The sequence below is a fragment of the Marinobacter sp. F3R11 genome (assembly GCF_003318275.1).
Lineage (GTDB): Bacteria > Pseudomonadota > Gammaproteobacteria > Pseudomonadales > Oleiphilaceae > Marinobacter.
The window spans coordinates 222,919-236,538 of sequence record NZ_QOCH01000015.1; the positions used below are offsets into that span (position 1 = coordinate 222,919).

A 13,620-nucleotide genomic window follows, 5' to 3' on the forward strand; every position below is an offset into this window, starting at 1 on the left:
TCTTTCTGAAGAGCACGTATAGTCAGCCATGGCAAAAAAACCGGTTACCTCACGCAGTGGACGATTCTTCAAGCTTGCGGGTATGACGGCCTCGGTAGCTGGGCAGTATGCGGGCCAGAAAGCCCGCAGCATGTTCAGCAGCGAAAACGACGACGGTGCCCGCAGCGAAAGTTATACCCGCATGGCAAACCGCATCACCGATACACTCGGTGAAATGAAAGGTGCGGCCATGAAGCTGGGCCAGATTGCCTCCCAGACTCAGGATTTCCTCCCCCGGGAGTTTTCCGATGCGCTTCAGAAGCTTCAGAAAGAAGCGCCACCCATGCCCTTCGAAATTATTCTGGAACAGATAGAAACCGAACTGGGAAAACCGGTAGGTGAGCTGTTTGAATACCTGCAGGACACACCCTACGCCGCGGCATCAATAGGTCAGGTACACCGCGCCAGACTGCATGACGGCACAGATGTCATTGTAAAGGTGCAGTATCCGGGTGTTGATGAATCCTGCGATTCTGATCTGAAACAGTTACGCCTTGCTCTGAAGCTTGGCGGTTTGCTGAAAATGCCCAAGGAATCGGTCGACCAGTTATTTACGGAAATCCGTGAACGGCTCAGGGAAGAGCTGGACTACGAAAACGAAGCCCGAAATATCGATCTGTTCCGGGAGTTCCACGAGAAGGATCCCTGGGTGATTATTCCTGCTGTTATTCCCAGCCATTCCACTCGCCATGTGCTTACACTGGAACTGGAGGAAGGTGACCATGTAAGTGAGGTCACTCCGGAGCGCTACGACCAGACGACGATCAACCTGATTGGTCATCGCATGTTTACGACCATGGCGGACCAGCTATTCCGTTTCCAATGCATTCATGGTGACCCCCACGCCGGAAACTTTGCGTACAGGCCGGATGGCAGCATTGTTATGTACGATTTCGGCTGCGTGAAGAAGCTGAAACCCGAAATAGTCGAAGCCTACCGCAACGCGGTTACTGCAGCGCTGGAAGAAGATTACAAGGCGCTGGATGCGTACCTGGTTGATCTGGGTGCCCGGGTTGGGAGCCAACCGGCCATTGATGAAGCCTACTACGCCATGTGGCGGGACATTCTGATTGTGCCCTTTGATTCGGAGCAGCCTTATGATTTTGGCCAGTCCAGTATTCACAAGGATGTAGCCGCCAAAACAAGCACAGTGTTCAAGTACCTGGATTCGTTCAAACCGCCGGTTGAAAGTATTTTTATTGACCGGATGATCGCAGGGCACTACTGGATGCTGAAGCGGCTGGGAGTACAGGCGGCGTTTGGTGAAGAGCTTCGGAAATATCTGAGCACCACACAGTGATTTGCGCCTGGTGCTGACGGCAGCGTCAGGACATTGCGCCTGAAACTGTGCGGAGCCATGGCTCAATGAGGTCCGATACCTATCGAGCCAGGTAGTTTGCAGCCCACTCAGCAATACCTTCACTGGCTCCTTTCCGGATAACTCTGGCCCGGGAAACGCCTGCTGGTTCACCAGGATCTACTACCGTAATCGGTACGTCTCTTTTCACCTCGTGCACCAGACCGGCTGCCGGGTAAACCTGCAGCGAGGTACCTACAATAAGCAGATCGTCGGCAGTGCGAACCAGATCAGCCGCGGTTTCCAGCATGGGAACTTCTTCGCCAAACCACACAATGTGCGGACGCAGCTGCTGCCCGAGTTCACACTGTTCCCCCAACTCTATATCCCGGTAGCCAATGTCGTATACCAGCTCCGGGTTCAATGAGCTTCTGGCTTTAGTGAGTTCACCATGGAGGTGAATTACGTAGCTGGAGCCGCCACGCTCATGCAGGTCGTCTACATTCTGGGTAATGATGGTTACGCGATGGTGCTTTTCCAGTTCACCGAGCAGCCTGTGAGCACGGTTGGGCTGGGCTGCGGCGAGCTGGCGCCGGCGTTCGTTGTAGAAACGCAGTACCATTTCCTGGTTACGGGCGAAAGCTTCCGGGGTGGCAACGTCGTATACACTGTGCTGCTCCCAGAGACCGCCATTATCGCGAAATGTAGAGAGGCCGCTTTCGGCGCTGATTCCAGCACCGGTGAGTACTACTATGTGTCTTTGCATCAGTCGAAAATTTTGCCCGGGTTGATAATTCCATTGGGGTCAAATACCTTTTTGATCCCTTTCAGGTACGCAATTTCTGCTTCGCTGCGGGTGTATTGCAGGTAAGGCTTTTTGGTCATGCCTACGCCATGCTCAGCAGAAACGCTGCCTTTGTACTTCTCAACGATCTCAAATACCCACTTGTTAACCTGCTGGCACTTTTCGAAAAAGTCTTCTTTAGCCATATCTTCCGGCTTGAGGATATTCAGGTGCAGGTTGCCGTCGCCAATGTGACCAAACCAGATGATCTCGAAATCCGGATAGTGCCTGGTGACCACCTCATCGATTTCCTGCAGGAATCCAGGCACTTTGGAAACAACAACGGAAATATCATTTTTGTAGGGCGTACGTGGTGCGATGGATTCCGAGATACGCTCACGCAGCTGCCACAGGTTCTGGGCCTGGGTTTCGCTCTGGCTGATGACTCCGTCCAGCACCCAGCCATTTTCCATGCACTGCTCGAACAGACCCATGGCGTTATCCATGACCTGATCAGACGTTGCCTCAAACTCCAGCAACGCATAATAAGGGGCCTCGGTTTCAAACGGAGCCGGCACTTGTCCATGGGCCAGGACATGCCCCATAGCCTGATGTGAAAAGAACTCATAGGCGGTCAGGTCGAGCCCGCCCTGGAAGGTTTTGAGCACATCCATGGTGTTACCAAGATCACTTAGCCCAAGCACCAGAACCGTGAGGTTATCCGGTTGACGTGAGAGCTTCATGGTAGCTTCGGTGATAAAGCCAAGCGTGCCCTCGGCACCGATAAACAAATGGCGAAGATCGTAGCCAGTGTTATTCTTTTCCAGATCCTTGTTCAGCTCAAGAATGTCGCCTTTTCCGGTTACCACTTTAAGACCTGCAACCCAGTCGCGGCTCATGCCATAACGGATTACTTTGATACCGCCCGCGTTGGTAGACAGATTACCGCCAAGCTGGCTGGAACCGGCAGAAGCGAAGTCTACCGGGTAATAGAGATGGTTTTCCTCTGCAAAATTCTGAAGTTGTTCCGTCACTACACCGGCCTGGCAGCGAACCAGACGGTCACTGGCATTGAAATCCAGGATCTGATTCATATTGTCAAACGCAACAACGACTTCTCCGCTGGCGGCCACTGCACCCGCACTCAGGCCCGTGCGGCCTCCCGAAGGAACCAGGGCTACACCGTGTTCGTTGGCGAACTTCACCAGTGCCTGAACCTGCTCAGTGGTTTTGGGAAGAACAATAGCCAGGGGATTGGGCGCGTAGATACGTGTCCAGTCCTTGCCGTAGTTTTCGAGATCAGCTGCGTCAGTCAGTACCTTTCCAGGCGCTGAGTCAGTGGCAACCAGCTCTTTGAGGGAAGCAATGATCTGTTCGGATTTCATGAAGGCATAAGTCTCATCAAGGTTGGGCTGGCAGCTCTGGACAGAAAATTCCAAGCTCAGTTGATCCAGGCGAACCGGCACACTGTGAAAAGTTGCTTTTATGGTATCATACCGCCCCTGTTCTGTGAGCCAGCCCAGACGATGACTGGTTACAGGTCACTTCATGCGACGAAAGGTTCGGAAGCAAAGCCCATGTCAACGACGTCTCTCGAAAAGAGCAAAATCCGCATTCTGCTGCTGGAAGGCGTGCACCAGTCCGCACTGGACACCCTGAATGCTGCAGGCTACACCAACATTGAGTACCTCAGTCACTCTCTGGCCGAGGAAGACCTTATTGAGAAGATTGCCGACGCGCACTTTGTCGGTATCCGCTCGCGCACTCAGTTGACTGCGAAAGTATTCGAGGCAGCCAGAAAACTGGTTGCCGTGGGTTGTTTCTGTATCGGTACTAACCAGGTGGATCTGCAAGCAGCGACTCGTCGCGGTATCGCAGTCTTCAATGCGCCATTCTCCAACACCCGCAGTGTTGCAGAACTGGTTCTGGCGCAAGCTATCCTCCTGTTGCGTGGTGTTCCTGAGAAGAGTGCCAAGGCGCACCGGGGCGAATGGCAGAAGTCGGCAAAGGACAGCTACGAAATTCGTGGTAAAAAACTGGGCATTATCGGCTACGGAAACATCGGCACCCAGTTCAGTGTTCTGGCTGAAGGCCTGGGCATGGACGTGTACTTCTATGATGTGGTGTCAAAACTGCCCATCGGCAATGCCACCCAGGTAGGAACCATGCAGGAACTGCTCAACATCGCTGATGTTGTGAGCCTGCACGTTCCTGAAACGCCGGCTACCAAGTATATGTTCAAAGCCGAGCAACTGGCCCAGATGAAACCAGGCTCTATCCTGATGAACGCATCACGGGGCACTGTTGTTGATATTGACGCCCTCGCCGATGCCCTCAGAAGTGGCAAGTTGCTGGGTGCAGCAATTGACGTATTCCCCGTTGAGCCCAAATCCAACAACGAAGAATTCGTGTCCCCGCTGCGGGAATTCGATAATGTGATCCTCACTCCGCATGTGGGTGGTTCTACCATTGAAGCCCAGGAAAACATCGGGCGAGAAGTGGCGGAGAAGCTGACCATGTATAGCGACAACGGTACCTCCGTGTCGTCTGTCAACTTCCCGGAAGTGGCACTGCCTTCGCATCCGAACCAGCACCGCCTGCTGCACATTCACGAGAACGTGCCCGGAGTGATGTCCGAAATCAACCAGGTATTCTCCGAGAATGGCATCAACATTTGCGGTCAGTATCTTCAGACCAAAGAAGACATTGGTTACGTCGTAATCGATGTGGATAAAGCTTACGGTGAGCTGGCCCTGGAGAAACTGCTTCAGGTAAAAGGCACTATTCGCTGTCGCGTGCTGTTTTAAGCTTCAGCCCATAAAAAAACCGGAGCCTTTGCTCCGGTTTTTTTATGGCCGGCAGTGCCGGAACCCGGGTTTCTGGCCCATTACTGCATAGGTACCAGCGTCAGCTCTACGCGACGGTTCTGCTCACGCCCTGCAGCGGTATCATTGGATGCAATAGGGTAGCGCTCTCCGTAACCCACCGCACGGGTGCGGCTGGATGCAATGCCCTGATTAAGCAGGAAATCCCGCACTGAGCCAGCACGGCGTTCACTGAGCAACTGGTTGTAACTGTCTGAACCCGAGCTGTCAGTATGACCCTCAATCTGGATAATGGTCTGGTCAAATTCTTTCAGTACCAGAGCAACCGACTCGAGAGTATCGGTGAAACCACCCCGGATCGAAGTCTGATTCAGGTCGAAAGTGATATTACCGGGCATGATGAGCTCGATCTGGTCACCATTGCGGACAACTCGAACACCACTCCCCTCCAGCTTCTGCCGCAACTGGGCTTCTTGCCGATCCATGTAATAACCAATACCACCACCAATGGCCGCACCGCCTGCCGCACCAATCAGGGCACCCTTGCCACGATCGCTTTTGCTGGAAGTTGCAGCGCCGATGGCTGCACCACCAATAGCACCAATAATACTGCCTTTGGTGGCATCGGAGGTTTTCTGCTCACCCGTGTACGGGTCATAGGTCATACAGCCGGCAAGGCCCATAGTCGTCACTGCTAATGCAAGCATGGTTTTCTTCACAGCATTCTCCTGTAGCTGGTTTTTCTGCAGATGCCTTTCAGCTTCAAGCCTTCAGACTCCCTGATCTTGTCATCATGACGTCAGGAACTGGTAATAGCATCTGCCGTCGGATGTTCAAAGGTGTCAATAATCGTATTGAAAACGGTTGCTTGCAAATCTTTCGCTTCATTAACCAGATGATGGCGGCCGTCGGCAATTCTCACTTCTTCTACCGATGCAAACTTGTTCCGGATAATTCTAAGGTTGTGCTGCCAGTCTACCGTCTGGTCTTTCTCACCCTGAATAACCGTAACCGGAAAGTCTACGGGCCGGGCAGATTCAATATGCGGTATCCAGATGCGTAACGCGCTCACCCAGTCCACATGAACCGACCTGGCCTGGAGTGGATCATGTTCTCGCAGGAAGCGCAAAAAACGGGTATTGCCACTGTTGGCTGAAAACACGCGTTGCCACCGGGAGAGAAACGGCTTAGCCAGAGAGTGCAATACCTTGGCGCCAAGCCAGCCGGCAGGACGTACCAACGGTGCCAGCAAAACGACTTTGCGGAATTCCGACGTCTGCCGGGTATGGTGGTTCGACAGCAAATAATCAATCAGTATACCGCCACCCGTACTCTGCCCCACAGCAAACCATGGCCCGCGAACCTGTTCACGGACATTGGCGAGAACTTCTGACAAAACCCCCTGATATTCCAGAAAACTGCCTATGGCTGCAGGTGTCCCACTGGAAAGCCCGTGGCCCGGCTGATCATAGGCAAGCACGTCAAAACCGGCGCTAAGGCAACGGTCTATCAACTGGCTGTATAAACCCACATGATCAAAGTAGCCATGCAGAATAAACACAGTACCCCGCTCTTCAGAAGGTTCCGGCAGCCGGAAATAATGCACCATAACCTCATGCTGGCCAGCTTTTACATAGCCCTGATGATAAGCAACTTCCGGATGCTCCACCCAGAGGTCAAGGCCATAAAAGCGGCAATAGGCCACCATTTCCTCGCTAAGCTCTCGTTGCTCTCCGGGAGCAAATGGCTCCAACCTGCTCAGCAAAGACTTGCGATTCCAGTCCGGTATTTCTATGGTATCCGTTTTCCAGTACACGTAGAGTTAAACGCCTGTCATGAATAGATAATATGAATCCAGATGCACAATCCTAACCCATAGCGGGGGCATAACACAGATGTTGCAACATCTTCTTGAAACCGGACTGCGTCAGACCATGAATCGCCTGGTCAGGCCAACACTCCACCCGGCAGTACCGGTTTCGGTTCAGCGCACACTGATCAGCCAGGCATACCGGAGTTCGGTTCCACCCCGAGGCTGCCGCTTTCAGTCAGATACACTGGCAGATATTCCGGTGATCAGGAGCTCCTTCGGCCAGGCGACACGCGGTGCGGTACTCTATCTCCACGGTGGCGCTTATATTATCGGATCTGCCGCCACGCACAGAGGTATTACCGGCCATCTGGCCAGGGCCAGTGGTTGCATGGTCGTTGCACCGGACTACCGTCTTGCCCCGGAACATCCTTTCCCGGCGGCACTCGACGATGCAGAAGCCGTATGGCTGGCACTTATTGAGGAAGGGTTTACGCCCGGGCAAATAGCCATTGCCGGCGACTCGGCCGGGGGTGGCCTGGCTATTGCGCTAGCCATGCGTTTGCGTGACAGAAATCAGCCCCTGCCTGCGTCCCTTACCGTTTTCTCTCCCTGGACAGATCTTACTCAGGAAGCGCTGTACTCTCCGGAGTGCGAACCTGTGTTGCAAGCAAAGTGGACAGCAAAAGCGGCAAAGCTTTACGCCGCCCAGGAATCCCTTCGCAACCCGCTGATCTCACCCGTTTTCGGCAATTTTGAAGGTTTGCCTCCTATACTGATACAGGTCGGAAGCCAGGAAATCCTGCTGAACGATGCGGAGCGGCTTGCAGAGGCAGCCCGTATGGCTGGCGTAAAAACACAACTCGAGGTATTCAACAATCTTTGGCACGTGTTCCAGATACATAGCGGCCAGCTGGAAAGAGCCACTGCCGCTGTGAAAACAGCAGGCGAGCATATCAGAGCATATCTGGCAGACTGAGTTTGCCGACAACAAGCGCTTCTTTGCGTTGTTTCGGCCAGCGCTTGATATGCCACTCCAGCTTCGACGCACGGCTACGATCGCCCACCGGCGAGCAGAAAACCAGTTCCAGCGGGCCCTTGCCCCTGAGGCTTCGCGCGCCCTTTGGGGCGCCAGCCTGATGTTCTGCAAAACGGCGGGGTACATCGGTGCTAATCCCGGTATAAAGCGAACCATTGGCAGTACGAACCATATAGACAAACCAGCTACTATCCATCCACCAGCCCTCTTTCACTGAACGACTCACTGGATGCCAGCCACCGGTACAAGGTCCGCCGGTTTATACCTAAAATCTGTGCGGCGCGACGCTTGTTGCCATTCACAGCCTGCATCACCTCACGCACATAATCCTGCTGCAGATGTTCGAGTGTCGGCCATTCAGAAATTCTGTCATCCGGCCGGGTCGAGCGCAGGCTCGCAGCACCGCCTTGTCGCTTCCGGATCCGCTCAGGTAAGTGATCTGGCTGGATGGTATCACCTTCACAAAAGGTGACTGCCCTCTCGATCGCACTGGCCAGTTCACGGACATTCCCTGGAAACGGATAATCCATCAGTATACGGGAGGTGACCTCACTGATTTTCAGGAATCCGCGCTTATGACGCCTGGCAGCTTCCCGTATGAAATGCATGGCAAGCAGATCAACATCATCGCCCCGCTCCCGCAGAGCAGGAATACGAAGACTCAGGGTTTCCAGCCGATAGTACAGATCTTCACGAAAGCTTCCCTCCCGCACCGCTTTGAGCAGATCCACATGGGTTGCCGCCAGAATCCGCACATCCACAGGTTCTTCCTGGTCTGACCCCACCGGTTTGACCATGCCTTCCTGCAGAACCCGGAGCAGCTTCGCCTGCAGAGCCAGTGGCATTTCTCCTATTTCATCCAGCAACAAAGTGCCACCATGAGCCTCTGTAAACAGCCCTTTTCGTGCCTGGCGTGCTCCGGTAAAGGCGCCAGCTTCATGACCAAAGAATTCGCTCTCCATGAGCTCACCCGGGATACCTGCGCAATTCACTGCTACAAAAGATCCGGAGTTCCTTTCGCTGGCCCGATGAATCGCCCTGGCAACCAGCTCCTTACCCGTTCCGCTTTCACCACAGATCAGTACTGCTGCTTCGCTCCGGGCAATCTGCCGGATTTCAGACCGGAGCCGAACCATGCTTTCGTGCTCCCCAATAAGGCCATGAGTCTCATCAGTCCCACTTTGTGAAAGAAACGTCTCCAACTGCCGGCCCTGCTCAGCCTGAATCAGTAGCCTGCGAATTTTCAGGCGCAGGTGGTCCGTAGATAATGGCTTGGTGAGGAAGTCATCCGCCCCGGCTTTCAGCGCCTCAACGGCCTGATCGACTGTTCCGAATGCCGTAATGACAATAAAAGGAAGGCTATGCCCTTTAGCCTGAACCTCTTTCAGGAGCTCAAGCCCGTCCCCGTCCGGAAGTCGGAGGTCTGAAACAATCAGGTCCGGCGTGTTTTCGGAGAGCAGCCGGCATCCCTCCTCTATAGTCCCCGCCCGGGTTACCCGATAACCATCAAGTTCAAGTTCTTCACTTAACAAAAGGCCCAGACTGCTATCGTCTTCCAGCAGCAGAATCTTTGCACTGTACTCACTCATGTTATGGTCTCCGCTGGCCAGAAAAGACTTATCCTGCAGCCTCCGGTTTTATTACTTCCTACTTCAACCCGGCCGCCATGCTCTTTCAATACACTACTGACCACAGCCAGCCCAAGGCCAGTGCCTTCACCCGCCGCCCGGGTGCTGTAGAAGGGTTCGAAAACCGCTTCCCGTTTCTCCACTGCTATGCCCGGACCATCATCGTCTACCCGAACCTCCCACTCACCAGATTTACGATGCAGGGATAAAACAACTTCCGAGCCTGCGGCCTGACACGCATTTCGCACCACGTTCAGACACGCCAGTTCCAGCCTTACGGGTTCCGCTTTCACGCAGGCGCTCACATCAAGCCCCTGACTCAATAAACGCCTGCCACGGCACTTTTCATCCTCACGGGCACGATCCAGAACATCTTCAAGAACTGTGTTCAGGCAGACAGGCCTTCTCGAGTCAGGCACATGACGGAAGCAATCCAGCAATTGCCGGATAATGGTGGTCATACGCCCTACCTGGTAGCCGATATCATCCAATTGCCGGCGCTGCTCACTCGTGAGCTCGTGGCGGGCCAGAATATCTGCACGTCCCTGGATCACATTCAGGGGTGCGCCCAGTTCATGAGCAACCCCGCCAGCCACACGCCCGATCATGGCAATCTTCTCCTGGTATTCCAGGCGCTCAGCAAGTTCTCGCTCCCTGGCTACACGTTGCTGTATTTCCTCCTCCGCCCGGGCCATGCGCTCACCCATATCCCGCACGCCACCGTATATCTGCCGCAATTCCCGCGGACCGGATGGCTCCGCATCAAGCCGCCAATGGCCCGGAGCCAATGCAGCCATATTATTCAACAGCTTGCTGACATGACGGCCAACCGCACCATAGTGACCAAGAACCACCACCAGAATGATTGTTACCGCCAGCGCAGACCAGATAGATACAGCCCAAAGGCGGCTTGAAGCCAGCAGTTCGTGAAAATCGCTGCGCCTGCGGGTTATCTGCAACAAGCCCTGAATCCTGCCATCATCTGCCACCAAAGGTGTAAAGTGCGAAAACACGGATTGCCCATCTACCCAACGAAAAGCTCCTCCCAGCTCACCACTATTTATGACCTGCTCAGCACTGGCACTGTTACCCACATCGGTATCTGCAAGCCCAAGGCTGGCTATTCTTGCGCCATCTTTATCAAAAACGGACGCTCCCGACACGCGGCCAATCCTGAATATCGACTTAAGGGAATCACCTATTACCAACTCATCATTTTCCTGCATAGCCCGTGAAAGCGGGCCTCTGGCCGCCCGGGCAACCAGCTCCAGATCCTCTTGCAAGCGATCATTCAGGGCTTTCTCGACGGTGCCAACCCCCAGATAAATCGCGAGACCACTGATAACCAGCAGAGGCACCACAATACTCAATACAAGAGTTAACTGTATCGACCCGATAACCTGACCCGCGCTTCTCAGAGAAGCTTTCATTTTGCCTCCAGCGACATAATTGCCACACATTTCTGCCACATGTGGCAATTAGCCACAACCATCATTACCTGAGATTAACCCGAGGACAAACACAACTATTTGTTATTTATGGATTTTTCGAGTTTCTAAAACATGGCACAGGGATTGATTGGTCCCGGAAGAGTGACAATGAAACAGGAGATAACGACCATGAACAAACTACTTATATCCCTTACTGCATCCATTGCCCTGCTTGCCGCGGGCCCGGTCCTGGCGCAACAAAGCCAGCAAAGCCCCGCGATGACCGGGGACTCCGCCGGATACTCGAATCCGGCTGCAGCAGGCACCCAGAAAACTGACTACACCGACGCAGAGTTAAAGCAGTTTATTGGTGCTCAGGAAGGCATCACAAAAGTTCGGGAAGAATATATTGAGAAAATCGAGTCCGCAGATTCTCAAGAGAAAGCACAGGAACTGCAGATGGAAGCTAACGATGAGATGGTTTCGGTCATTGAGGATTCGGGCATGGATATCCCTACCTATAATGCCATTGCAACTGCCTACAGCAGCGAACCAAAGGTCCGGAACCGTATCGAAGCACTGATGTAAAACCAGTCAGAACCGGACAAGCTGTTTGCTAACCTGGCCCCGCAATTGCGGGGCTTTTTGCGGGAAAGCAAAGGCAGTTGCCACTGGTCAGTTAGCAGCAACGGGCACGGAAACAAACTTCACTCCCTGTCGCGCCAACTCGGCCGAACCCCGTGCCGTTAGTTCGGAGATAAACTGGAACTGCTCTTTGGGATCAAACGGATAAGCCTTCAGGCGGTAGTGCATACCCCAGGGCTTGTTGAATACGATCACCAGCACAGGCAGCCAGGTCTTTGTTCGTGGGCTGGTAAACGCCACATCCCGGAGCAACTCCCGCACCCGACCGACATCATGATTCGCTTCCAGATGAAAGTCAGCCACGCACATCAGGTTGTCCGTGCCGTTATTTCCGTTAGCAATTAATGAGTTCCACAATTTGTTGTGGGGAATGACCACAACTGTATCGTCGGGCGTAACAATCTCAGCCGCACGTGTACCTATGGCGCGCACCTGTCCATATTGCCCGTCTACCTCAATCCAGTCGCCAGGGCGATAAGGCATCTCATAAAGGGTCACAATACCGGCAATCAGACTGTTGGCGTAATCCTTGAAAGCAAAGCCAAGAGCCAGAGCCAGAGCGCCGAAGATCGCAACCATGTTTTCAAATGATGGCTCAACCAGAATAGGCACCACAATGACAATCGTGGAGAGAATAATCAGCAGGCGCAGCAAAGGCACAGATGCCAGAAGGTATAGACGCGGCTTGCCACCGAGCTTTTCAGCTACTCTGGGAAACACCTTCTGGATTACCATTATGATCAGTGAGGCAATCAGGACAACGAGCAAAGCCTGTAACAGTGCCTGTCCGGTTATGGAGGCAAATGCATCCTTGATTCCAAGGTCATCAATCATGAGGGCTCCTAGAACTGATCAAGCGGGAATCCCCAGCTCTGCAGGTGACGCCTGACAGTGGGATAACCGATGGGTGTTACGCTCCAGCGTTTATTGCTCTGGTCACAGGCCACCAGATCTGCCCGCTTCAGGCGTGACAGAACAAGGCTGAGTTCGTAAACGGAAACACCGGTAACCGTCTCCAGTGAGTCCATATCCAGACCGTTATGCAATAACAGGCCATGAAGCACAAAGCCAGTGACACTCTCCTTACTCTGCGGCATAGCAGGGAGGCTTAGCCGGGCCAGCGGCACCACCCAGCAATCAGCTGCGCCGCTTTGCTTCTTCGGCTTTTCATCTGCTTCCTCCAGCTTGGCATCATCGTCTGGCCGGGCACGCAAGGATCTCTGCCAGATAGCCAGAGCAACACCCGGGTTACCCCGGGCCATTGCGGCCAGATCACGCAAAAAAGTGCTGTATTTTCGTTTTTCAGTGTCGTCCGGTTTCGCCAGAGGCAGCACGTACTCGCCGTCACTGGTCATTCTTGCCGTCACGACACGTTTACCATTATCTGATGCCAGACGCGCGAACCAGACTCCCAGTCTCTCTGCGTCCATAGGTGCAGGCGTCCAGGGTGACATCTGGGCATTTTCAAGATATTGCCCCCAGTATCGCCAGCACCAGCTCGAGCACCCGACGATGCCCCTGCCCGTGTCGCCATTTGCAATCCGGCGAAACAACTCCTTGACCAGTGCCAGGCCGGAGAGACACCGGAGCCAGAAGTCTGCAAGTTCGGGAATCACCCAGGGTCGCGACAAATCCTGCCTGTCCCACCATTCGCAGGCTTCCTGATCATCAAATGACAGTGCGTCCGGTGGTAAAACAATGCGCCACTCTTCACCGCCACTTTCAACTGAACCTGACTGTCCTGGCTCTGAAAAGCACGCCAGGGCCTGCTGTATGCCAGAAAAAGGCGGTGCGACAAGACAAACAACCTCTCGGGTGAGCGAACCATCCTTTCGTGCGTCTTCAAGCCCGCATGCAATAGCGGCAGCCTGATCTGCGTAGTCCGGCTCAGGCGCCAGCCGTCGTTTCTGGGCAGCCGACAGCTCCGGCAATTCATCCATACTCTCGAAGGGTTCCTCAGCCTGAGACACTCCGACACGCAACTGTTCGAGGGCATGACGAATGGCATCCTTGAGTGAACGCCGCACAGATGTCTGCGGCAGCACCCACTGTTCCAGGGGAACCAGCCCTCCGGGAAGGCAGGGGTCGTCCATATTCTCGCTGGTTTTGTCCTTCAAAAACGA

Annotated in this window: 13 protein-coding genes; 4 read left to right on the forward strand and 9 right to left on the reverse strand. The window is 54.0% G+C overall.

What is annotated here, in order from left to right; genetic code table 11:
• Nucleotides 1–28 precede the first annotated feature (28 nt).
• Entirely contained in the window at nt 29–1,339 is a 1,311-nt protein-coding gene (locus tag DS878_RS09405) for an ABC1 kinase family protein (RefSeq protein ID WP_113815719.1), read from the forward strand.
• Between the two features lie 79 nt (nt 1,340–1,418).
• On the opposite strand, the gene DS878_RS09410 is transcribed toward DS878_RS09405, so the two are convergent.
• Together DS878_RS09410 and DS878_RS09415 are read right to left on the reverse strand one after the other, a co-directional pair.
• Nucleotides 1,419–2,102 carry an SIR2 family NAD-dependent protein deacylase gene (locus DS878_RS09410; protein ID WP_113815720.1) on the reverse strand — a complete coding sequence of 228 codons (684 nt, stop codon included), beginning with the start codon at nt 2,100–2,102 and terminating at the stop codon, nt 1,419–1,421.
• Entirely contained in the window at nt 2,102–3,505 is a 1,404-nt protein-coding gene (locus DS878_RS09415; protein WP_113816634.1) for an FAD-binding oxidoreductase, read from the reverse strand. Before DS878_RS09415 ends, DS878_RS09410 begins: the two co-directional genes overlap by 1 nt.
• Nucleotides 3,506–3,697: 192 nt before the next feature.
• On the opposite strand from DS878_RS09415, the gene serA reads away from it, so the two are divergent.
• Nucleotides 3,698–4,927 carry a phosphoglycerate dehydrogenase gene (gene serA / locus DS878_RS09420; protein ID WP_113815721.1) on the forward strand — a complete coding sequence of 410 codons (1,230 nt, stop codon included), beginning with the start codon at nt 3,698–3,700 and terminating at the stop codon, nt 4,925–4,927.
• Nucleotides 4,928–5,007: 80 nt separating this feature from the next.
• On the opposite strand, the gene DS878_RS09425 is transcribed toward serA, so the two are convergent.
• On the reverse strand, nt 5,008–5,664 hold the full coding sequence (locus DS878_RS09425) for an OmpA family protein (RefSeq protein ID WP_113815722.1): 657 nt from the start codon (nt 5,662–5,664) through the stop codon (nt 5,008–5,010).
• A gap of 80 nt (nt 5,665–5,744) precedes the next feature.
• Complete coding sequence (locus DS878_RS09430) at nt 5,745–6,761, reverse strand: alpha/beta hydrolase (protein ID WP_113815723.1); 1,017 nt, start codon at nt 6,759–6,761, stop codon at nt 5,745–5,747.
• A 79-nt stretch (nt 6,762–6,840) separates the two neighbouring features.
• Here DS878_RS09430 and DS878_RS09435 point away from each other — a divergent pair, with 79 nt between their 5' ends.
• Nucleotides 6,841–7,734, forward strand: a complete 894-nt coding sequence (locus tag DS878_RS09435) for an alpha/beta hydrolase (RefSeq protein ID WP_113815724.1) — start codon at nt 6,841–6,843, stop codon at nt 7,732–7,734.
• On the opposite strand, the gene DS878_RS09440 is transcribed toward DS878_RS09435, so the two are convergent.
• From DS878_RS09440 to DS878_RS09450, 3 genes are read right to left on the reverse strand one after another with little or no spacing between them, the layout of a single operon-like run.
• Nucleotides 7,712–7,990, reverse strand: a complete 279-nt coding sequence (locus DS878_RS09440) for a GIY-YIG nuclease family protein (protein ID WP_113815725.1) — start codon at nt 7,988–7,990, stop codon at nt 7,712–7,714. The two genes, DS878_RS09435 and DS878_RS09440, sit on opposite strands and share 23 nt — an antisense overlap.
• Entirely contained in the window at nt 7,983–9,383 is a 1,401-nt protein-coding gene (locus DS878_RS09445; RefSeq protein WP_113815726.1) for a sigma-54-dependent transcriptional regulator, read from the reverse strand. The genes DS878_RS09440 and DS878_RS09445 overlap by 8 nt, the downstream gene beginning before the upstream one ends.
• A complete protein-coding gene (locus DS878_RS09450; protein WP_113815727.1) occupies nt 9,380–10,852 on the reverse strand; it encodes an ATP-binding protein in 1,473 nt (490 codons plus the stop codon). The genes DS878_RS09445 and DS878_RS09450 overlap by 4 nt, the downstream gene beginning before the upstream one ends.
• 189 nt (nt 10,853–11,041) lie before the next feature.
• On the opposite strand from DS878_RS09450, the gene DS878_RS09455 reads away from it, so the two are divergent.
• Nucleotides 11,042–11,440 (forward strand): DUF4168 domain-containing protein, encoded by a 399-nt coding sequence (locus tag DS878_RS09455; protein WP_113816635.1) that lies wholly within the window; start codon nt 11,042–11,044, stop codon nt 11,438–11,440.
• A gap of 87 nt (nt 11,441–11,527) precedes the next feature.
• Here DS878_RS09455 and DS878_RS09460 read toward each other — a convergent pair whose 3' ends face one another.
• The gene (locus DS878_RS09460) at nt 11,528–12,331 is read right to left on the reverse strand and encodes a mechanosensitive ion channel family protein (RefSeq protein ID WP_261977723.1); all 804 of its coding nucleotides are present in this window, start codon (nt 12,329–12,331) and stop codon (nt 11,528–11,530) included.
• Between the two features lie 8 nt (nt 12,332–12,339).
• Complete coding sequence (locus DS878_RS09465) at nt 12,340–13,614, reverse strand: hypothetical protein (protein WP_261977725.1); 1,275 nt, start codon at nt 13,612–13,614, stop codon at nt 12,340–12,342.
• Nucleotides 13,615–13,620 lie beyond the last annotated feature (6 nt).